The organism is Candidatus Poriferisodalis sp. (assembly GCF_965219595.1).
Lineage (GTDB): Bacteria > Actinomycetota > Acidimicrobiia > Acidimicrobiales > Poriferisodalaceae > Poriferisodalis.
This window is the reverse complement of record NZ_OZ244781.1, coordinates 3081967-3102825: the sequence shown is the minus strand read 5'-3', so window position 1 is coordinate 3102825 and position 20859 is coordinate 3081967. Positions and strand designations below refer to the sequence as shown.

The following is a 20859-nucleotide window of genomic DNA, read 5'->3' as shown; positions in this document are numbered from 1 at the left end:
CAAGCCTTGGCAGCACCGACGCCGAAGTCGATCGCCTAGTCCCGGACCTCGTCGATCCATGCTTGCTGCTCTCGAAGTAGCGAAACGCACAGCATGATCGCCAGAAGCGAGTTCTCCCGCGTCAGGTGTTCGACCGTCGGCTGGTGGACGGTTGCATGCCGCGAGGCGGTTTCTGGAACAGCATGGCCCTGCTCTGGATAGAACGCTTGGAAGAACTTCGGGATGGGCGACAACAAGGCTCGGCGTGGGACCCCCGTGCGAAATCGAGCCCGTTCAGTCTCCAGCACCTTGAGTTCACTTTGCGCGAGCGAATACTTCGATTTGACTGCCTTCTCGTAGGCCTTCCGCTCGTCATCGCTGAAGAATGACAGGACGCGACGTTCCGACGCCCAGATCGCTGGCTGTTCAGCCACCGCCACAGCAAGCGCCATTGCCGCTTCGTGGTGGCTGTCCTCAAATGCCCGCACTGCTCGTCCGGCCAGCATCTGGGGGTCGCGCAACTCCGCATCGTCACATTCCGCAAAAACGAGTTTGCAATGGTCGAGCACAACATGTTCGCTCGCCATGAGCACAGCTACCCGCTGCTGTGGCTCGGCCGCCGCAAGCTCCAACAGAACCGATTGAGGCGGCACCCAAGCGACCGGGATGCCACTCTCGGAAGCGATCGGCAGTACTTGGTCGGGAGTTAGCCCGCTGCCATGCCAGTTGCGCGGGCGTAGCCAATCCAGAGCGATCCTCAACGCCGAGTTCCCTTTGGCGCGCTCGGGGGCGTCAGGATCATCGACAAACTCGAATTGCTCCTTGATGTCCTTCATCGGCACCATCTTGATCCTGCTCACAGAGGGATGCGTACATAACCTTGCAAGGGGAGTCTCTGAAGAGCGGGTGCCTACTGCTACAAGGATTCTGCGGGGTCGAGGCCAGGTATTTCAGCGCTTCAACGACTTGGCCGAATTGTTCGGCTGCTGTCTCAGCACCGTCGTCTGCTCAGTAGCGATTTTGCGCACTAGCCCGTGGTCAGACCGTGATCGGCATTGAGCTGACGCAGACCTTCCTTGACGGTCAGGTCGAGCGTGTCGTGCGGAATTCCTTCGGGATGGCACGCACTGACTTCGAGTTGCACCATGGCGGTGGCGCCGGTCGCTACCAGCGCGCTCACCGCAACCTTGAAGACGTCCCGGACCTTGCTGCCGGGGATGTTGCTGGCAGTGACGACAACACGGGTGGACTCATGATCGGGACGGCCTCGCACTCGTGGCGTCTGGACCGCAACGTGGTGTCCGACACATGCCGCCCAAAAGCCGCTTCACGGTCACCCACCCCGACCCCGCATCTATCCGCTCGGCCGCTTAGGTCGTCACGCTTCGGCTCGCTACAGTCGCCGTCGGGCGGGGCTGGCACAAGCCCTACTGCGGCGCGGTCGGGGGATCGGGTGAACGCTCAGACGCACAGTGAGTTGGCGAACTTCATCTGGAGTATCTGCAACCTGCTGCGCGGCCCCTATAAGCGCAACGAGTATCGCAAGGTGATTCTGCCGCTCACGGTGCTGCGGCGTTTCGATTGTGTGCTGGCTGATACGAAGGACGATGTGTTGGCTGCCACCGGGCGGCATGCCGGCCAGACCGAGAATGTGCGTCATCAACTGCTCACGGTGGCTGCGCAGCGCTCGTTCTACAACACGTCCCCGTTCGATTTCGCCCGCCTGCTCGACGATCCGAACCAGATCGCTGCGAACCTGAACGCGTACGTCGGAGCGTATTCGCCGAATGTGCGCGATGTCATGGAGCGCTTCGATTTCGGCACTCAGATCGACCGCATGGACGAGAAGGATCTGCTGTTCCAGGTGGTGCAGCGCTTCGCCAGCCTCGACCTGTCGCCTGAGCGTGTGGACAACGTGCAGATGGGGTACGTGTTCGAAGAGCTGATCCGCATCGGCGCCGAGCAGTCCAACGAGGAAGCGGGGGAACACTTCACACCTCGCGAGGTGATCCGCCTGATGGTCAGCCTGCTGCTGTCGCCCGAGCCCGACCTGGGCAAGGCCCATGTGGTCAAGACCATCTATGACCCTGCGTGCGGCACCGGCGGCATGCTGACGGTCGCTGAGCGGTTCCTGCGGGATCACAACGCCGAGGCCCGCCCGCACCTGTTCGGCCAGGACATCAACGACGAGTCGTGGGCGGTATGTCAGGCCGACATGCTCATCAAGAGCGACGAGAAGGCCCGGGTCATGCTGGGCGATTCGTTCACCGACGACCATTTTCGGCTTCGCCACGACGATACGCCGTGGACGTTCGACTACATGCTGGCCAACCCGCCGTTCGGAGTGGAGTGGAAGCAGCAGAAGCAGGCAGTCGAGCGTGAACGCGACACGTTCGGCTTAGCGGGCCGGTTCGGGGCGGGCCTGCCGCGCATCAATGACGGGTCGTTGCTGTTCTTACAGCACATGCTGTCCAAGATGCAGCCGGTGGCCGCTGAGGACTCGGGCGGCAGCCGCATCGCGATCGTGTTCAACGGGTCGCCGCTGTTCACCGGCGACGCGGGCAGCGGCGAGAGCGACATCCGCCGCTGGATCATCGAGAACGACTGGCTCGAAGCGATCGTCGCCCTGCCCGATCAGCTGTTCTACAACACCGGCATCTCCACCTATATCTGGGTGCTGACCAATCGCAAAGAGGCACATCGCTGCGGCAAGGTGCAGCTCATCGACGCCCGCGAGTTCTACGTGAAGATGCGTCGCAACCTCGGCAACAAGCGCAACGAGCTGTCAGCCGACCAGATCGCCGACCTGACCCGCATCCACGGCAGCTTCGAAGACGGTGAGACACGCGACATCACCGACGAAGACCCCGTCACCCATGAGCCGCGCACCCGGCCCCGAGTGGTCAGCAAGGTGTTCAACAACGACGACTTCGGCTACCGCAAGATCACCGTCGAACGGCCGCTGCGACTGAACTTCGCCGCAGTGCCCGAGCGCATTGCCCGTCTCGAAGACGAGAAGGCGTTCGCGAACCTCGCCAAGAGCAAGAAGCAGGCCGGCGCTGCCCATGATGCCGAAGTCGCCAATGGCCAGGCCCGCCAGCAGGCCATACGCGACGCGCTCGCCACCCTCGCCGAGACCACTGGCGGCGCAGTGCTCACCGACCGGGACGTGTTCATCGCCCGCCTGCGCGCCGCTGCCGAAGCGCACCGCCTGAAGCTCACTGCGCCCGAGCGCAAAGCCGTCCTGTCAGTGCTCGGCGAACGCGACCCCGACGCCCCGCCGTGCGAAGGCCCCGACGGCCACCCCGAGCCCGACACCAGCCTGCGTGACACCGAGACCGTGCCCCTCAGCGAAGACATCGACGCCTACATGGATAGCGAAGTCCTCCCGCACGTCCCCGACGCCTGGGTGGACGACGCCAAGACCAAGATCGGCTACGAGATCCCGTTCAACCGTCACTTCTACGTGTACGAGCCGCCCCGCCCGCTCGACGAGATCGAAGCCGACCTACGAACCCTCGAAACCGAAATCGCCCAACTCCTCGTCGAAGTCACCACCTGACAAGGCTCGCCGTCGCCAACGGCCGCGGTCGACGGTCGCAGCGACATATTCGACGGCGAAGCTGATCTTCCAGCGCGGCGAATGACGGCAGTCGGTCATGGATCGCCATCGGGGACGAGATGGGAGGCGCGATACGCTCAGGCTTGCAACCTGGCCGGCAGGTGGGACATGTCTGAACAGATGACGACCGACGGCCTGCATTTGCCTTCGCTGTCGATTCGGGGCTTTCGCGGCATCCCCCGCTTGGATGTGGAACGCCTCGGGCGTGTCACTTTGCTCACGGGCCGCAACGGCGTCGGCAAGACGACGGTCCTCGATGCTGTCCGTCTCTACGCCGAGAGGGGAAGCCTGTTCGCTCTTCACGAGATCCTCGCGCGCCACGAAGAACTTGAGACGTGGCCCGACGACGACGACGGCTGGGACGAGCGCCCGGTGTTCGAGGCGCTGTTCAGCGGGCGCCACCCAGAGATGCACAGCAGCTTTGCTGTGGGTCCCGAGAGTGGTGAAGCGCGCGTTTGCGTGACGATTGTTGCCCCCGACAAGATCTCAAGAGACCAGTTGCTGCCGTTTGAATCCCGCAGTGGACCATTTGACAGTCCGATTCTGCAGATTGCCTTTGGGCAGCACCAGCAGTTCGTACCGGTATTCGACAAGCTCGACCCGGCCTACGAGCCGCTGATCCTGTCTGGGCGACGATCACGCCATTTGTTCCCAGGATTGGAGTGGCCGGACAGCGTCGCGTGCGTGGCTCTGGGACCGGGCCTGCCGAGCAACCGTCAGGCGGCCGCGCACTGGGATGATCTCGCAGCCGGGCCAAGAGAGGAACTGGCGCTTGGTGCGTTGCAGCTCGCATGTGCTGGCACCATCGTTCGCATTGCTGCTGTGGCTGGTTCAGCGCGAACCCGTGACCGACGGATCGTGGTCGGCCTCGCAGATGGTGAACGGGTCCCCCTCCGCAGCCTTGGTGACGGTGCCGCTCGGCTGTTTGGCTTGACAATCGCATTTTCTAGTGCGGCTGGCGGGTTTCTCCTGATTGACGAAGCCGAGAACGGAATCCACCACTCGCTGCAGACTGACTACTGGCGCTTGGTGTTCCAAGCCGCTCGCGACAACGACGTCCAAGTGCTTGCGACGACTCACAGCTGGGACTGTGTTGAAGGATTCGCTCGTGCTGCGAGCGAAGACGAGCAATCCGAGGGCGTCGCGATTCGTCTTGAGCGTGGTGACGATGGTGACCTCCGGGCAGTCGAGTACAGCGAGGACACGCTCCGAGTTGCCGCGGAGCGAGGTATCGAGATCAGGTAGTCCCCGCCGTGGCTGCCTCTCGGCCTGCTGGGCCGCGCCTGCTGCTCGTCGAAGGCGCAGACGACGAGCACGTCATCAGGCACCTCCATGAGCAGACGCAGGGGGCGGTGGACTTCGACATCGAGCAGCTTGGCGGCACCGCTCAGATCAGAGAAGAGATCGAAGCGCATGCGAAGGCTCCCGGCCGCACTGCGTTGGGCATCGTCGTCGATGCGAACTCTGACACCGCGGCGCGATGGCAGAGTGTTAGGGATGCCCTCATGCTGGCTGATATCCGGCTCCCGCTGGCACCAGATCCGCCCGGTACCGTCGTGCCGTCCAGCACAGCCGGAGTACCCAAGGTGGGCGTCTGGCTCATGCCCGACAACCAAGCATCGGGGGAGCTCGAAGACTTCCTAGCGGCACTCATCCCGGCTGGAGACGATGTGTGGCGGCTCGCTCAGCAGTACGTCGAACAGGTTCCGGGCGATCAACTCAGCAAGCCGGCCAAGGCCAGACTTCACGCATGGCTGGCTGTCCGCACCGACGGTGGTCGCTTGGGCACCTCGATCAGCGCGGGCGCCTTCGATCTCGAACAGCCCGCCGCAAGGTCGTTCGTAGACTGGCTGCGACGTGTCTTCCAGTAGCCGCGTGCCGTTGTGATGAAGCTGACCTACGCGGTTGTCATTGAGCAGTACCCGAGCAACTACGGCGCGTGTGGGCCAGACGTTCCGGGTTGCATCAGCACCGCCGCCACTCCAGACGAGATGCTCGCGATGATCCGCGAAGCGCTCACCTTCCACATCGAGGCGACGATCGAGCATGGCGACCCCATACCGATGCCCACGATGTCCATCGACGACGCCATCGCCTACCACTGCCAAGCCGTCATCGACCATGAGGCGGAGTGGTTGGCCGAGTTCGGCGAAGTCCCGTCAACGCTCTGGACATGGTTCCAAACCGTCGAAGTCGAGATCCCGGCACCTCATGCGGCCCTCGCCGCGGCGACTGCGTGAGCTCGCAGGGCGGCCGCATCGCCCCGGCCCAAGATGCCGAGGTCGCCCAATGAGCGAGGCACGCGTTGCCGACGGTCGCGCTCGGCAGGGGTACGCAGGCGAGTTCTCCCGGCGTTGGCCGTCGAAGCGGCTTTCGCACTGCGTTCAGAGGTCAGATGTGAAGGTAGAGCCCGAGGAGATTGAAGCCTCATCGTATGTCGGGCTGGAAAATGTCGTCCCCCATACGGGACGGTTGATGGGACTGGGCGACCAAACACCGGACGGCACAGCGAACGTCTTCGACGCTGACGATGTGCTCTTCGGAAAGCTCCGCCCATACTTGGCCAAGGCTGTGCGGCCGGGCTTCGGCGGCATCTGCTCAACCGAGTTCTTGGTCTTGCGTGCCGTCGAATTCACGCCGGAGTTCCTGCGGTACGTGCTGCTGTCGGATGAGTTCGTCTCGGCGGTCGACTCGTCCACCTATGGCGCCAAGATGCCACGGGCGAACTGGGAGTTCATCGGCAATGTCCGGGTCTTGGTGCCGCCACGAAACGAACAGGTATCCATAACCGCCTACCTCGACCGTGAGACGGCCCGGGTCGACGAGTTGATTTCGAAGCAGGAGTTGCTGATCGAACGGCTCGGTGAGTACCGGGTGGCGCTGATCACACGGACGGTGACGCGCGGGCTGCCGCCGGATGCTGCGGAGGCCGCGGGACTGGACCCGGCGCCGCCGCTGAAGGATTCGGGGGTGGAATGGCTCGGGAAGGTGCCGGAGCATTGGGACGTGGTCGAGAACCGACGACTGTTTGATGAGCGAGATGAGCGATCGGACGATGGCGATGGGGAGCTCTTGACGGTCTCGCACCTCACGGGCGTGACTCGCCGGTCCGAGAAGCCGGATGTCGGAATGTTCATGGCGGAGACGCTGGAGGGATACAAGCGATGCCTCCGGGGCGATCTGGTCATTAACACCATGTGGGCGTGGATGGGGGCCGCGGGCACGGCGAGCGAAGCTGGTTTGGTGAGTCCGTCATACAACGTTTATGTGCCGGATTCGCAATTCGTGCTTCCGGAGTTTCTCGACATGGCATACCGGTCGCGGCGGTACGTGGTCGGCATGACTTCCGAATCCCGAGGCATCTGGTCGTCGAGGCTCCGGCTCTATCCACAGCATTTTCTGTCGCTGGTGACGGTGGTTCCTCCCATGAACGAGCAGCAGGCCATAGTTGCCTATGTCGCCGATATTGAAGATCGCGTCAAACGGATGGCGTCAGCTGTGCGTGATGCAATCGAACGCCTGGGGGAGTACCGCATGGCGCTTGTCTCGGCTGCGGTGACCGGCAAGATCGACGTGCGGAGATCGGCGGTCGATTCTCGGGGCGGTGTGTGATGTCGGCTCAGACGACGGAGCAGGCGTTCGAGTCGACGGTGGAGTCGATGCTCGCCGATGTTGGCTGGGTATCGGTCGATGCCGCCGAGTGGGATGTGGACCAGGCGTTGTTCCCTGATCGTGTTCTGGCGTTCTTGCGTTCGACTCAGCCGGAGCTGTGGGCCGAGGTCGAGCAGTCTCAGGGCGCGCAGCTCGAAGGTCGGCTCGTGGAGCGGCTGTGCAAGGAGCTGGACACGAAGGGCACGTTGGAGGTGCTGCGTCACGGATTCAGGTTCGTGGGTAAGACGTTTCGGCTGGCGTACTTCAAGCCGGCGCACGGCCTGAACCCCGACGCGCTCGCTCAGTTCGCGAACAACGAGCTCACGGTGACGCGGCAGGCCCGTTGCCATCCGGGCAAAGGCGACACGGTCGATTTGCTGTTCACGTTGAACGGGGTGCCGGTGGCGACGTGCGAGTTGAAGAACCCGATGACGGGTCAGTCGTGGCAGCACGCGGTCAGCCAGTACCGCACGGATCGGGAGCCGAGCGCGCCGTTGTTCCGGTTCGGCAAGCGGGCGCTGGTGCATTTCGCCGCGGACCCCGACGAGGTGCACATGACGACGCGGCTCGCGAAGGGCGACACGCGGTTCTTGCCGTTCAATCGTGGCAGCGCTCCGGGCTCGGTGGAGTGCGGCAAGGGCAATCCGGCGCATCGGTCGGGGTATCGCACCGGGTATTTCTGGGGCGAGGTGCTGGAGCGGGACCGGTTCTTGGACATTGTCGGCTCGTACATGTTCACCGAGCGCCGCGAGGAGAAGGTTGTCGACGGCAAGGGTGCCCGCACCGTGCGGACCGAGACGCTGGTGTTCCCCCGCTACCACCAACTCGATTCGGTGAGCCTGCTGGTGGAGTCGGCCCGCGCCGAGAGGGCGGGCCGGAACTATTTGGTGCAGCATTCGGCGGGCAGCGGCAAGACGAACTCGATCTCGTGGCTGGCGCACCGCCTGTCGAGCCTGCACACCGACAGCGACGCCAAGGTGTTCGACTGCGTGCTGGTGATCACTGACCGGCGGGTGCTCGACGCTCAGCTGCAGGGCGCGATCACCCAGATCGAGCACACCCAGGGTGTCGTGCAGGCCATCGACGACGACGGCGAGCAGCTCACCAGAGCGCTGGTGGACGGCACCAAGATCGTCGTCACGACGTTGCAGAAGTTCCCGAACGTGATGCGGAATCTGTACCGGATCGCTGGGGCCGAGTCGGCGGAGCGTCCGAGCGAGGCAGAGAGCGCGCAGGCCGGCGAGTGGGCGAAGGAGCTGGCGTCGCGGCGCTACGCGATCATCGTGGACGAGGCCCACTCGAGCCAGACCGGCGACACGGCGCTGCAGATGAAGCAGCTGCTGGGCGCGGGTTCGCCGGCCGGCGACGACGCATTCGATGAAGACGGCGGCGGCTCGTTGGATTGGCAGGACAGCCTGAATGCGATCGTGGAGTCACGCGGCCCACAGCCGAACCTGAGCTTCTTCGCGTTCACGGCCACGCCGAAGGGCAAGACATTGGAGCTGTTCGGCCGCCCGGCGCCGGGCGATCCCGACGGCGTGCCGGTGCCGTTCCACACCTACAGCATGCGCCAGGCGATCGAGGAGGGCTTCATCCTGGACGTGCTGGGCAACTACACCGATTACGACACGTACTTCAAGCTGGTCAACACCGCTGAGAGCGACGACGAGTTCCCCAAGCGCCGCACTGCCACGAAGCTCAACAAGTTCGTGACGCTGCACGAGCACAACGTGGGCCAGAAGACCGAGATCATCGTGGAGCACTTCCGCAACCAGGTGATGCACGCCATGGGCGGCCGAGCCAAGGCGATGGTGGTGGCGGGGTCGCGGCTGCATGCCGTGCGGTACATGAACGCGCTCGGCGGCTACATCGACGCCCGCGGCTACGACGACGTGCGACCGCTGGTGGCGTTCAGCGGCACAGTCGTGGACCCCGACACGGGTGCGGAGTACACCGAGCCGAAGATGAACACCGACGTCGTGACCGGCAAGCCGATCAGCGAATCGGCGCTGCCGGGCCGGTTCGCGTCGCCGGACTATCAGATCCTGCTGGTGGCCGAGAAGTACCAGACCGGGTTCGACCAGCCGCTGCTGCAGGCCATGTACGTCGACAAGCCCCTGTCGGGCGTGCACGCCGTGCAAACGCTGTCGCGGCTCAACCGGATCGCAGTCGGCAAACAACCGCCGTTCGTGCTCGACTTCGTGAACTCGCCCGCCGACATCGCCGCAGCGTTTGCCCCGTACTACGGCGTGACGGAGCTGCGCGAGCGGTCCGACCCCTACCAGCTCGACAGCCTCGCCTACGAGCTGAACGAGGCACAGGTGTACCTGCAGGACGAGGTCGACAAGTTCGCCGCGGTGTTCTACCTGCCCCTGCACAAGCAGCGGCCCAGCGACCACGTCCGCATCGAAGCCACCCAGCAGCCCGCAGTGGACCGCTTCAAGGCGCTCGACGACGAAGCGCAGCACGAGTTCGGGGACCGGCTCAGCGCGTACGTGTCGCTGTACACGTTCCTGAGCCAGATCATCCCCTACGGCGACTGCGACCTCGAACGGCTCTACTCCTACGGCCGCAAGTTGCTGCCCAAGCTGCACACCGGCGACAGCCCTGAACCTGTCCACCTCGGCGACGACGTGGAGCTGGAGTACTACCGCATCCAGAAGATCTCTAGCGGCGCGATCAGCCTCGACGGCGCCGACACCACCGTGACCAGCCCCACAGCCGTCGGCACCGGCAACGTCGAGGAAGACAAAGAGCCGCTGTCACAGATCATCGACCGCCTCAACCAGCAGTTCGGCACCAACTTCGACGACAGCGACCGCCTCTTCCTCGAACAAATCCAGAACGACGCCTTGCAGGCCGGCGAGATGCTCGCCACAGCCCGAGCCAACGACCTCGACAAGTTCATCCTTGCCGAGCGCCAACGCCTCCGAGACCTCATGCTCAACCGCCTCGCCGGCAACGACAAATTCGTCAACCGCTGCCTCGAAGAACAAGACTTCGGCGAAATCGTAGAAATAGGCCTCCTCAACGAAATCTTCGCCACCGCCCACGCTGACCAACAAGAAGTCCCGTCGGTGAAGTGATGCTCGCCGCCCTTGAAGACCTCGGTCTCCGCAAGGCCAGACTCGATGCGCTCGACGTGCTGCGCTTCGGTGTCGCCGGACTCGACGGGCGTCTCGTCGAAACTCTCTGAGTCGATATGCACAACGACAGCTGCGTGGCCTGTGGAGGCGAAGGAGTCAAGCCCAGACGAGCGGACCGGCACAAGTACCGCTACTTCGTTGCCGTCTACCACGAAGCGTGGCCCCTCCATGACGAGGAGCTTGAAGCCGAATATGGGCCAATGCCCAACGACAGCTACCTGCCCGCCGGCTTGAAGTACAAAGTGGCGCGCAACCCCGTCGGCCGATACGGGGAGAAAGTCCGTGGTGCGTCTGATGGTTGGACTGAGGTACTTACGTCGTGTGGTCGTTTCACGAAGGAGTGGCGCCAAGCGCGGACGTTCGCATCCGACAGGGAAGCTGACCGCACCGTTGAGCGGCTCGCGAGCGGATTGCCGGTATTCGTCACACGTGCCATAGGGATAGCGGCCCTAGTTGGCGTAGCGGTGCCCGCATGGATCAGTGCACTGGTGATGCTGTTCGCAGAAACATCCTGCGGCTAGTTGATGGCTCGCGAGATTGCGTGCGCTGGATGCGGGCAGCCCGTCGACGGCAGTGTGGTGTCGGTGGCAGTTGTAGTCGTGGACCCAGCGGGCCAAGCGGGCTCTGCGGTCGGCTTCTGATCTGAACACCCGGGCGAAACTCGTCGGCCAACGTGCGGTTGAACCGCTCTGCTTTGCCGTTGGTCTGGGGCCGGTAGGACCAGGTGCGCCAGTGCTTGACGGCCCGTTCGGCGAGCAGCTCGGTAAATCTTGTCGAGCAGAGTTGTGGCGGTAGAACAGCCGTGGGGTGGCATCCCCAACGGGACCAACTGCGACGGTTGCGTCGGGGAGAGCGCCCATTCATCTCCAAGCCAACTGCACGAACGCGTGTATCTTTCACCTGCCATGGCAACTGCAGGTGACGTCATCGGTCGCATCAGTCTGCGCTCAACCGAGGAGGCATGAAATGAGCCGGGTTGTGCAGATGCACTTCGAGCATGACGAACCCGTTGAACCCTCGAAGATCAATGGCACCTACTACCAAGCGGAAGGACCCGCCGATTACATCTTGGCCCGCATGTACGCGCTGGCGGCCATAGGTGCCGAGACAGACGGTTTCTTGGACCTCATCGCTCAGGGCACAGAATTCCACGGCGTTCGCATCTCGCTCCACGAGACCAGCGACGAACACGATGAGGAAGCACTTGGCGATCAAAATCAGCGCATCGTCGACCACTACACGAGGATCGAGTTACACGCTCTGAAGCACTTGGCGATCGAGACTCTCTTGCGGTTGTTCATGGCGCACAGGGGCATCCCGCCGTGCCCCTGGCTGGAGATCTCGCGTCAGACGAACTTCCGCGGCTACAAGAAGGCGGTCAAGCGGACGATCGTCAAGGGGGATCGAGAAGAACTGGTACGCGACTGTGCTCAGTTGTTTCTCGCCACGGATCGCGTGCCGGCAGATTCCCCGGTGGAAGCGCGCGAGGCCGCCGACAATCTCGCCGGATTCCTTCAGGACTTTGCGAGTGCGTGGCTCGGGCAGGCGAAGTCGTACAACTCCACCAAGCATGGCTTGACTGCGATTCCTGGATCGGCGGTCCTCGACATCGGGTCAAGCGAAGCCACTCACAGCAGGTGGGGCGAAGGCGACAGCCTGACTCACCTGACCCATGAGGCTGTGGGCGACGGCGAGCGCCGCTGGCACATGGTCACCAGGTGGATTCGGCCGCGAGAAGCGATGGGAACGATCGTCCTCGTACATCTCATGCTCAAGGCCCTGTGGAGCATCGCTCGATGCCGTTACGGATTCGCCAGCGAATTCACGCGATTCGCACTACCACCGGACGTGTATTCACCCTCGAATCTGCGTGACGCGGAATCCACGATCGTCGAAGAGTCGTCTCTGCCCCTGTTCACGGAGTTGTCCCAAACGGACTGAGGAATAGCCCACGGAGACACTGCAGGTCCAGGTTCGCCATAGGATGCCCATGGGTAAGGTCACCGTGGCTGACACGGATCTCTGATCAGCGCAACGGGACCGACAACCGGGTCCCGCTGGACGGAGCTGGCAGCGGCGACGGCGACATGCGACGCTCACCTCCGACGAACGTCGTCAGCGGCACCGCGTCAGCGCCGACCGCCGCGCGATTTCATCGACGCCCGCCTAGCGCCCGCAGGCACTGATGCACTTTGCGGATGATGCGGCCAGCCGCCTCGCGTTCGCTGGTGCTGAGACTTGCATTGGGGACATCGTCTTCTGCCAACCGGAGCGCATTGAGACACTGTTGGCGGGTCAACGCGCGGGAGTGCCGACGGCCTCGACTCTGCCAGATGACCTCACCGATGTCCTCGCCGCGGTGCATGTCAGTCCAGATGTGGCCGACATGCAGGGCCACCCTGCCGTCGGCAAGCACTTCACCGGTCCGAGGCCACGACGCTCGCTCTCCCACAGGACACGGACGCTACTGAACTGACGCACGATGCATCAGCACTCCCGGACGCCGCAGTGGAGCGGCTGCCCGTTAGTTGTCGGTTCGCGTGAGGTTGTGCGCGCAGGTAGCCCACATCGACAAATGCAACGCAACGGCTCGACACGTTGCCGACCATAGGTTTGGCGGCATTCCCTGCCAAACGAATAAATGGGACCCCCAAGTGGGAGTCCCAGCTGGACCTCGACAGAGATCCCCAGCAAAGCGGGTTCCAATGGAACCCGGACCGAAGTGTTGCCGAAGAGGCGAGTCCAGCTCTAGCGCTATAGCGGCATCGAAGACGCAGCGGCGCGTAGGACGGCCACCCCGGCCCTGCGGGAGATCGGGGCTAGGGCAGGGTGACGGTTACTTCGGGCTCGGGGGGCGGAGGACCGGTTTCGAAGTTGCGGACCACCTGGCTCCAGGTGAGCTGCCACTCCTTCCAGTGGGCACCGACATAGGCAGGATCGGGCCGGTACGGATGCACTGTCACTCCGAACTCGTTCCACTCGGGCGTGCTGACAATGTCGCTGCGGGCCGGTCTCGAACCGAAGCGGTCGCTGATGCCGAACTGGAACAGGGGCTCACCCATGGCGTCGATGAGCCGACCCCCGAGTGAAGCGTTCTGCGCTCCCGCTACCACCCCCGCATAGAACCCGATCCGGACGCAGTCATCGGTTACCACCGCTATGTCCAGTGATGGGGGCAGGCCGGGTTGATACTCGGCGTACACCGACGGCAGACCGGTTGTGCCCCAAGTCATCGGCAGGCGTCCGCGCAGCGACTGCAACGTCACCGGATCCGGCTCGTCCTGGCTGATCGGCCGTTCTGGGGGCGGCTCCCCGCCGGCGAAACGCTCGAACGTCGCAATCTCCCAACTGGGGGACAGTTCGACGTTCCACCTCAGCATCTGGTCGAGCACCTGGGGCCACGGGGTGGCCTCGTCGCCGCCGCGCTCGGGATGCAGTCGCTCGAGCGCCACCAGCAGGTACACGCCCATCCTGCTCGTTGCCGCATCCGGGATCACTGCGGTGCCTCCATGAGCCGGGTCCCAGAGCGCGGCCAGACCGCTGGGCACCGGCGGCGGCAGGAGCTCGGCGTCTGGCAGCTCATCGATGCGCCGTTCTGGTACCACGTAGAACGACGGCAGGTAGTTGAGGCAGGCGTCGATGTAGCTGATCGGCGTCATCGCATGATCGCCAACCGCCAGATCCTCGACCAGCGGACCGGGCGCAAGCGGCACGTACGGTTCGGTGAGCCCGCTGTCGATGACGTGTTGAAGGTCCAACGTGTCGACGCCGACAACCACGTCTGCGACCGGGTGCGCCCGGCTGCGTTCGAGCAGATCGATCACATCGTCGGGCGTGTCCTCCCGGAACACCACAATCTCGATACCCGTCTCCTCGGTGAACGCTTCCAGAGCGTCGGCAGGCAGGTGAAAGTCACGATGAGTCAGGATGCGTACCGCTGCGGATCCCTGCCCCGTCTCTGCACACCCGGCGGCCACGACGGCGACCGCACACACGGCAGCGGCAAGAGCCCGGGCATGCCGAGCACGTCGCCGCGCCCGCTCAGGGAAGCGACTTGCCATGTGTCTGTATCGCCAGCACAGTGCCGGCTTGGACCTTGACGTGGGCCTCAGGTTCAGTGAGTTCGTTGCTCAGGCCGAGCGTTGCCGCGCTCGCCAGCGGCGTCGCCCCGGTCAGGTTCCACCGCAGCCCGCTTGTGTCCAGGCTGGCGGTACCGCCCACTGCCAGCAGCGTCAGCAAGTTCCCGTCGTCGGCGGGCAGTTTCATGTCCATGCCTGCGGTTGCCGCCCGCACGATGCTCGCACCGATGTAGGCAGTCAGCGGGAGAGCGGCATACCGCGGCCTGGCCAGCATCGTTGCCGAGACCATGAGGTGGTCGAGCCTGCCGCCGCCACCGCCGGCTAGCGCGATCTCGGTGGGGTCCAGGCCCCAGGCAAAGCTCAGCGCCAAGTCCAGGTCGCTGTGCGCCTTGTGGCGGTCGTGTCGCTGGACCACCAGGTCAGGCCACTGCTCGCGAGTTCTCTGGAGCATCGTGGCGTCAACGGAGTCGAAGTCGCCGACCACTACGTGAGGCCGCAGTCCCAGCCGCAGCGTGTACGCCAAGCCACGGTCGACCGCGATGACGCAAGACGGCTCGCCCGGCGGGAGCCGTCGAGGCGCCACAGGCCCCCCGTCAATGATCCAAACGCAACCGGCATCCAGATCCCTCCCATCGTCGCTCACAACACCAGTGTGACCCCAAGCTGCGAGGGGCAGATGTCATAGCGGGCGCACATAGGCACACGGCTCTGCCCGGTACCTTGCAGTTCAACGTGGATCTCGCCCGCCGGCTCGCCCGGCTGCCCCTGCTGGCCGTGATGATCGCGGTCTGCGCGGCCGTCGTGACAATCGGTGCCCGCGCCTCGGCACCGCACGCAGCGCGCACGCTCGATGCGGTCGAACGAGACCGAGATCACATCACCATCGATCTGCGTCCCGGTGCCCAGCGAACCCAGGTCTTCGACTCCGACGGCAATCCGATCGGCATCCTGGTGAACGACGTCGACCGCGAGATCATCACGCTGGACCAGGTGCCCGATGACGTGATTGCCACGATCGTGGCGGTGGAGGACAGCAAGTTCTGGCTTCACAACGGCGTGGACCTGCGGGCGACGGCACGCGCCCTGGTCTCGAACGTGTCCGCTGGCGGCATTGCATCGGGTGGCTCCACGATCACCCAGCAGATCGTGAAGCTGCGTGTGGTGGGCAGCGAGCGCAGCTTCAACCGCAAGATTCGCGAGGCGGTCATCGCCGCCCGACTCGAGGAGGACTTCACCAAGGAGGAGATCCTCGAGTTCTACGTCAACGAGGTGTATCTCGGGAACGGGGCGTACGGCCTGCAGGCCGGGGCCGAGACCTACTTCGGCAAGGACGTCTCGGCGCTCGACGTCGGCGATGCAGCTTTCCTCGCGAGCCTGATTCGCAGTCCCGGCTTGTTTGACGGGTTCGACCAGAACATCGACACGATGACGCGGCGCCGCAGCAGATCGCTGCAGCAGGCCGTTGACGCGGAGATCATCACCGAGGCCCAGCGAGATGCCTTCGAGCGGAGACCGCTGCCGAGCCGGAACCTGTCACCGCGCCGTACCGACGTTGCGCTCCGGCGTGATTACTTCCTGGTGGAAGTGCGACGGTCGCTGCTGGCAAACCCGGCCCTCGGGGATACCTACCAAGCTCGTTTCAGCCAGGTGTTCGGCGGGGGTTTGCGGGTATGGACAACGCTGCGTCCCGAGCTGCAGCGGGCCATGCGCACATCGGTGGCAGAAGTCCTGCCGGAAGGCACGGGCGAATTCGAGGTGTCGATCGTCAGCGTGGATCCGACGACCGGGGCAGTGCATGCGTTCATCGGCGGCCCGGCCTTCAGCGACTCGGAGTTCAACCTCGCCACCCAAGGGCGGCGCCAGCCAGGATCGTCGTTCAAGACGTATGTGCTCGCTGCGGCGATTGAACGGGCCGGTCTGTACCCGTTCGACACCATCAGCGGTCAGGGTCCGTGCGTGTTCCCCAATCCGCCCCTCGACGACTACGAGGTGAGCAACTTTGCCAACAGTCCCGGTCGCGTGGCCACGCTGGAGGAACAGGCAACGGCCAGCTCGAACTGTGCCTTCGTCCGGCTGGGTCTGGTCACTGGTCTGGACGAGGTGGTCGGGATGGCGAACCGGCTGATTGGCCGATCAGACGCGGACAGCTACCTGCCGTACCCCTCCATCTCGCTGGGCGCGCAGGAGATCACCCCGCTTGAGCAGGCTGTGGCGTACGGCACGTTCGCCAATGGCGGCGTGCGGATGGAGCCGTTCTATGTCACTCGCATCGAGAACAACTTCGGGGAGGTGCTCTACGAGCATGTGCCGCACGGCAGGCGGGTGGTGTCGCAAACCACGGCCGACTGGGTGACGTCGGTGCTGGAAGAGAACGTGCGAACCGGCACCGGCACGAGATCAATGCTTGAGAGCGGCCAGGTCTCGGCGGGCAAAACGGGGACCACCCAGCAATTCCACGATGCCTGGTTCGTGGGCTTCACGCCGCACATGTCGACCGCCGTGTGGATGGGCCACCCCGACGAGCAGGTGCCGATGGGCGAGATTCAGGAACGGCGCGCAACCGGCGGTTGGATCCCGGCGCGCATTTGGTCGGCCTACATGGGGCGGGCGCTGGAGGACGAGCCATTGCGAGTGTTTGCGCCCGCGCCGCCGCCGCCACGGGCCAGCCAGTACCTCTTCCTGTCGGGGGATACCTGCTCGGTCGCCGTAGCGGTGTCGCCGACGGAACCCCCGTTGGAGTTCGATCTGCCATGCAGCATGGTCCGCCCGACCGACGACAACGAGTTCGAGCCCTTGCCGGACGCGCTGTGCAAGGTCGCCGTGCCCGAGGCCGACGGCGGCTCGAGGTTCGAATGGCTCCGCTGTACCCAGATCGCCACCGAGCTCAAGGCGCGGGCGACCGAACCGGTGGGCGATACTGACGAGTCGCTGCCGCCCGACGGATCAGATGACACCGGTGAGGACAGTGGCGAGGACAGCACTGAAGAGGACCAAACCTGAGCCCGATGCACGTTCACTCGACGGACCGCCAGCAATGCCACCAGACACTGTAGGGAGCGGCGCCGCTGGGTCGGACGCCGCGCCGAGGGACGGCGAGCCCGCAGCGAGCCCGCTCGAACTTCTTGCCCAGATCAGCGACCTCGACGTACGTCTCGACCAGATCACCCATCACGTCCAGAACCTGCCCGAGCGCGAGACTCGGGCCGGCATCGAAGCCGAACTCGGCATGCTGGCATCGGAGGCGAAGGTGCTCGACACCCAGATCGCAGATCTGGAGCGTCGGCAACGCAGGGATGAAGACGAGGTTGCGCGCATCGAGTCCAAGCGCGCTCACAACTCCGAGCGGCTCTACGACAGTCACCTCACCTCGCCCAAGGAAGCCGAAGCGCTCACGGCCGAGGCAGACGCCCTCGGGCGGCACCAAATCGAGATCGAGGATCAGATCTTGGAGCTGATGGAGGAGCTGGAGCCGCTCAGTGCAGCCCGCGCCGACCTCGGACGACGCCAGTCTGAGGCCAGTGAGCGGATGGCCACCGTCGACGCTGCAATCGGGGCCGCGGAGAGCGCGGCGGGCAGCGAACGCGACGAGGTGCTTGACGAGCGGGCGGCGCTCGTGGCCTCAGCCGATCCCGCGCTGGTGTCGATCTACGAAGGCCGCCGGGCTTCCGCTCGGGGCACACCCGTGCTCGGCCGACTCATCGGCCTCACCTGCAGTGCGTGCCATCTCGAAATTCCTTCGGTCGAATACGAACGCATCACCAACCTCGATCCCAACGAACTCGCCGAGTGCCCCCATTGCGGGGCGCTGCTCGTCCGCTGAGCTCTTGGATCCGCCGGTGCACTGGCGCAGGGGGCCGGGCTGATGCTGCTGTGGTTCGTGGCGACCTCGCTCGTGGCGATGCGCTGGTGCTTCGGGGATCCTGCGATCGATCATCGGCTCATCGTGGCGGGAGCGCTCCTGCCCGATGTGCTGCACGCCGCTACTGGCGGCACACCGCTGGCTCACTCGCTGGCGTTGCCGGTGTGCGGCCTTGTTGCGGTGATGCTGCTGACGGTCGGACGCCGACGCGCGCGACGCAGGTGGCTGGCGTTGCCGATCGGTGTTTTCTGGCATCAGGTGTTCGACGGTGCGTGGACGCAGCCTGCACTGTTCTGGTGGCCCTTCGGTGGCGATGCCGCCGATGCAACGCTGCCGCTGGCCACGCGGGGCATCTGGTTGATCTGCGTGATGGAGCTCGCAGGCCTAGTGGGCTGCTGGTGGGTCTGGCGTTCCTCCGGCATGGCACACGACTTGACGGCACGAGCTGACTTCGTACGCACCGGCCACTTGGCCTACCGTGCAGGGCCGCAATACCGACGCAAAGCAGGCGGAGACGGTTCTTCATGACCCACATGAGCCACGGACGCCGATGTTGATCGTCGTGCGGTACGGGCGGCCGTGCTGATCATCGTGCGCCACGGGCGCACGGGGGCCAACGCGGCGGGCCTGCTGCAGGGACGCGTCGACAACGAACTCGACGAAGTTGGTGTGCAGCAGGCGAACCAGATCGCCGCAGCACTCTCCCGACCCGACCGGCGACCCGACCGGATCATCTCCTCACCGCTGCTGCGGGCACATCAGACTGCCCAAGCCACCGCAGAACTCACGGGCCTGGACATCTCCGTCGACGAGCGCTGGGCCGAGCTCGACTACGGCGAGTGGGACGAACTGCCCATCGCCGAGATACGAGCCTCCGACTGGCAGCGCTGGCGGGCCGACACCGGGTTCGCACCGCCCGGAGGCGAATCGCTGGCGCAGCTCAACAGCCGCGTCAACGCGGCCTGCGATGAGCTGACCGCTGTGGCCGCAGACCGGAACGTTGCCGTCTTCACTCATGTCTCGCCGATCAAATCGGCAGTGCGATGGGCGCTGGGGACCGCCGACGAGATCTCCTGGCAACTGCATGTGTCACAGGCACAGATCACCAGCATCGGTTTCCGGGGACCGGTGCCGAGGCTGAGCACCTTCAACGACACATCCCACCTCAGCACCTGAGCTGGGCAGGGGCGGTGAGTCGGCCTGTAGGCGGGATTCTGTCCGTCGGCTGCTGCCGTCGGGGTGGCCATCCATCTGAGCGGCCTACCCGGGATCATCGGACGGGCCGCCCGATCCCTGCTTGGCCTTGCTCCGGGAGGGGTTTGCCGATCCGCCGGAGTCGCCCCCGGCGATGGTGCGCTCTTACCGCACCGTTTCACCCTTGCCTGTGACCGGGCACCGGGCCCGGCCCATCGGCGGTCTGCTCTCTGCTGCACTTTCCGTCGCCTCGCAGCGCCTGGTTGCGAGCCAGCTCCCTGCCCTGTGGAGTCCCGACCTTCCTCGAATTGCGCCTTTCGTACTGCTCCGCGCGCTGCGGACCGCCGAAGCAGCTCAATCCGCGGCCACCCGGCCGACTCACCGCAGGCTCGAATGCTAGTCAGAGGCGAAGCAGCGAATTGCCCGGTCAGGGCCGGCGGCGACGCGGCTTGTCGACATCCAGCAGCGACCGCCGTCGCCGCTGGGCGATACCGGCCAAGATGCCGCCCAGCGTGGCCAGCGACGCTGCCAGCAGCATGACGAGCGGGAGGCCGAGCGGTGCCGCCGCGTCGCCGGAGCCGAACCTGCGGATCAACTGCACCACCACGGCGAGGACCATCACCGGGCCCGAACTGAGGACGGCAGACAGCAGTTGGTGTTCCGTTGCCCTGGCCGCAGCTACCGCGCCTCCGGCGATCATGCCCGCGAACAGCAATCCGTTGACGGCGTACGCCGCTGCAGTTCGTTCCGCCACCCAGGTCCCGGCCACGACACCCACCACCAGCGCTGTTCCGGTGGACACCAGCGCGCCGCCGATGACCGCCCGTCGCTCGACAGTTCGACCGAACACTTGCAACAGACTGCGCATGACGCTCCATACTGAACGCTCAATAAGGTCTTGACAAACAGCAGCGCATCGGCAAGATTGCGCGTCAGATGCCTCCTGTCACAGCACCGGCCCCCTCCGCTACGCGGACCGCGAGCCCACGTTCAACCGCTTCTGACCCCATCCGAGTTGTCATGGACCAGCACGGTGGGCTCTCCACGGATCTGCTCGCCTGGCAGCGTCATGCTGCGTGCCGGGGTCTCGAAGCTGAAATCTTCTACCCGCCCGACAGCGACGGCGATGACGAGGCCGCTTTCGAGGCGAAAGCGGTGTGTGCAGCGTGTGCCGTGTCTGGCGAGTGCTTGGAATACGCCATCGCAGTGCGGGAGAAGGAGGGCGTCTGGGGTGGGCAGACCGCGGCTGAGCGTGTGCGCATCATCCGGCGCCGCCGCCGCGCAGCTGCACGCGCCCGCAACGCGCAGGCGGCTGCAGCATCGAACTGA

18 protein-coding genes and 1 other RNA gene are annotated in these 20859 nt (G+C 64.8%); 12 read left to right on the top strand and 7 right to left on the bottom strand.

The window, feature by feature from the left end; translation table 11 throughout:
* Positions 1 to 35: 35 nt before the first annotated feature.
* Both ACOQPE_RS13735 and ACOQPE_RS13730 read right to left on the bottom strand, forming a co-directional pair.
* Complete coding sequence (locus ACOQPE_RS13735; RefSeq protein WP_420609456.1) at positions 36 to 839, bottom strand: hypothetical protein; 804 nt, start codon at positions 837 to 839, stop codon at positions 36 to 38.
* A gap of 167 nt (positions 840 to 1006) precedes the next feature.
* A complete protein-coding gene (locus tag ACOQPE_RS13730) occupies positions 1007 to 1252 on the bottom strand; it encodes a hypothetical protein (RefSeq protein ID WP_420609455.1) in 246 nt (81 codons plus the stop codon).
* A gap of 180 nt (positions 1253 to 1432) precedes the next feature.
* Here ACOQPE_RS13730 and ACOQPE_RS13725 point away from each other — a divergent pair, with 180 nt between their 5' ends.
* The 7 genes from ACOQPE_RS13725 to ACOQPE_RS13695 all read left to right on the top strand — a co-directional run bounded on the left by ACOQPE_RS13725 (position 1433) and on the right by ACOQPE_RS13695 (position 12339).
* The gene (locus ACOQPE_RS13725) at positions 1433 to 3541 is read left to right on the top strand and encodes a type I restriction-modification system subunit M (RefSeq protein WP_420609454.1); all 2109 of its coding nucleotides are present in this window, start codon (positions 1433 to 1435) and stop codon (positions 3539 to 3541) included.
* A 168-nt stretch (positions 3542 to 3709) separates the two neighbouring features.
* Positions 3710 to 4846: an AAA family ATPase gene (locus tag ACOQPE_RS13720; RefSeq protein WP_420609453.1), complete on the top strand. Its 1137-nt coding sequence runs from the start codon at positions 3710 to 3712 to the stop codon at positions 4844 to 4846.
* 8 nt (positions 4847 to 4854) lie between these two features.
* Positions 4855 to 5472: a DUF3226 domain-containing protein gene (locus ACOQPE_RS13715; protein ID WP_420609452.1), complete on the top strand. Its 618-nt coding sequence runs from the start codon at positions 4855 to 4857 to the stop codon at positions 5470 to 5472.
* Between the two features lie 15 nt (positions 5473 to 5487).
* On the top strand, positions 5488 to 5841 hold the full coding sequence (locus ACOQPE_RS13710) for a type II toxin-antitoxin system HicB family antitoxin (protein WP_420611397.1): 354 nt from the start codon (positions 5488 to 5490) through the stop codon (positions 5839 to 5841).
* Between the two features lie 235 nt (positions 5842 to 6076).
* The gene (locus tag ACOQPE_RS13705) at positions 6077 to 7213 is read left to right on the top strand and encodes a restriction endonuclease subunit S (RefSeq protein ID WP_420609451.1); all 1137 of its coding nucleotides are present in this window, start codon (positions 6077 to 6079) and stop codon (positions 7211 to 7213) included.
* Positions 7213 to 10338, top strand: a complete 3126-nt coding sequence (locus ACOQPE_RS13700; protein ID WP_420609450.1) for a type I restriction endonuclease subunit R — start codon at positions 7213 to 7215, stop codon at positions 10336 to 10338. Before ACOQPE_RS13705 ends, ACOQPE_RS13700 begins: the two co-directional genes overlap by 1 nt.
* 1026 nt (positions 10339 to 11364) lie before the next feature.
* A complete protein-coding gene (locus ACOQPE_RS13695) occupies positions 11365 to 12339 on the top strand; it encodes a hypothetical protein (protein ID WP_420609449.1) in 975 nt (324 codons plus the stop codon).
* A 211-nt stretch (positions 12340 to 12550) separates the two neighbouring features.
* Here the strand turns inward: ACOQPE_RS13695 and ACOQPE_RS13690 are convergent, their stop codons facing one another.
* The 3 genes from ACOQPE_RS13690 to ACOQPE_RS13680 all read right to left on the bottom strand — a co-directional run bounded on the left by ACOQPE_RS13690 (position 12551) and on the right by ACOQPE_RS13680 (position 15120).
* Entirely contained in the window at positions 12551 to 12850 is a 300-nt protein-coding gene (locus ACOQPE_RS13690; RefSeq protein WP_420609448.1) for a hypothetical protein, read from the bottom strand.
* A 367-nt stretch (positions 12851 to 13217) separates the two neighbouring features.
* On the bottom strand, positions 13218 to 14459 hold the full coding sequence (locus ACOQPE_RS13685) for a hypothetical protein (RefSeq protein WP_420609446.1): 1242 nt from the start codon (positions 14457 to 14459) through the stop codon (positions 13218 to 13220).
* A complete protein-coding gene (locus tag ACOQPE_RS13680) occupies positions 14440 to 15120 on the bottom strand; it encodes a thiamine diphosphokinase (protein ID WP_420609445.1) in 681 nt (226 codons plus the stop codon). Before ACOQPE_RS13680 ends, ACOQPE_RS13685 begins: the two co-directional genes overlap by 20 nt.
* Positions 15121 to 15209: 89 nt before the next feature.
* On the opposite strand from ACOQPE_RS13680, the gene ACOQPE_RS13675 reads away from it, so the two are divergent.
* The 4 genes from ACOQPE_RS13675 to ACOQPE_RS13660 are packed head-to-tail and all read left to right on the top strand — an operon-like array spanning position 15210 to position 19512.
* The gene (locus ACOQPE_RS13675) at positions 15210 to 17477 is read left to right on the top strand and encodes a transglycosylase domain-containing protein (protein ID WP_420609444.1); all 2268 of its coding nucleotides are present in this window, start codon (positions 15210 to 15212) and stop codon (positions 17475 to 17477) included.
* Between the two features lie 34 nt (positions 17478 to 17511).
* Entirely contained in the window at positions 17512 to 18297 is a 786-nt protein-coding gene (locus ACOQPE_RS13670; protein ID WP_420609443.1) for a zinc ribbon domain-containing protein, read from the top strand.
* A 42-nt stretch (positions 18298 to 18339) separates the two neighbouring features.
* Positions 18340 to 18864, top strand: a complete 525-nt coding sequence (locus ACOQPE_RS13665) for a hypothetical protein (protein WP_420609442.1) — start codon at positions 18340 to 18342, stop codon at positions 18862 to 18864.
* 51 nt (positions 18865 to 18915) lie between these two features.
* Positions 18916 to 19512, top strand: coding sequence for a histidine phosphatase family protein (locus tag ACOQPE_RS13660; RefSeq protein WP_420609441.1), 597 nt, complete (start codon positions 18916 to 18918; stop codon positions 19510 to 19512).
* Positions 19513 to 19523: 11 nt separating this feature from the next.
* On the opposite strand, the gene rnpB is transcribed toward ACOQPE_RS13660, so the two are convergent.
* Positions 19524 to 19911: RNase P RNA component class A (gene rnpB, locus ACOQPE_RS13655), an RNA gene on the bottom strand.
* Between the two features lie 46 nt (positions 19912 to 19957).
* The gene (locus ACOQPE_RS13650) at positions 19958 to 20380 is read right to left on the bottom strand and encodes a hypothetical protein (protein ID WP_420609440.1); all 423 of its coding nucleotides are present in this window, start codon (positions 20378 to 20380) and stop codon (positions 19958 to 19960) included.
* Positions 20381 to 20550: 170 nt separating this feature from the next.
* Here ACOQPE_RS13650 and ACOQPE_RS13645 point away from each other — a divergent pair, with 170 nt between their 5' ends.
* Positions 20551 to 20859 carry a WhiB family transcriptional regulator gene (locus ACOQPE_RS13645; RefSeq protein ID WP_419915692.1) on the top strand — a complete coding sequence of 103 codons (309 nt, stop codon included), beginning with the start codon at positions 20551 to 20553 and terminating at the stop codon, positions 20857 to 20859.

Coding starts and splice junctions, on each gene's coding strand:
- ACOQPE_RS13720 (WP_420609453.1), top strand. CDS start 3,710: ATGTCTGAACAGATGACGACCGACGGCCTGCATTTGCCTTCGCTGTCG.
- ACOQPE_RS13710 (WP_420611397.1), top strand. CDS start 5,488: ATGAAGCTGACCTACGCGGTTGTCATTGAGCAGTACCCGAGCAACTAC.
- ACOQPE_RS13705 (WP_420609451.1), top strand. CDS start 6,077: ATGGGACTGGGCGACCAAACACCGGACGGCACAGCGAACGTCTTCGAC.
- ACOQPE_RS13700 (WP_420609450.1), top strand. CDS start 7,213: ATGTCGGCTCAGACGACGGAGCAGGCGTTCGAGTCGACGGTGGAGTCG.
- ACOQPE_RS13695 (WP_420609449.1), top strand. CDS start 11,365: ATGAGCCGGGTTGTGCAGATGCACTTCGAGCATGACGAACCCGTTGAA.
- ACOQPE_RS13685 (WP_420609446.1), bottom strand. CDS start 14,459: ATGGCAAGTCGCTTCCCTGAGCGGGCGCGGCGACGTGCTCGGCATGCC.
- ACOQPE_RS13670 (WP_420609443.1), top strand. CDS start 17,512: ATGCCACCAGACACTGTAGGGAGCGGCGCCGCTGGGTCGGACGCCGCG.
- ACOQPE_RS13665 (WP_420609442.1), top strand. CDS start 18,340: ATGCTGCTGTGGTTCGTGGCGACCTCGCTCGTGGCGATGCGCTGGTGC.
- ACOQPE_RS13645 (WP_419915692.1), top strand. CDS start 20,551: ATGGACCAGCACGGTGGGCTCTCCACGGATCTGCTCGCCTGGCAGCGT.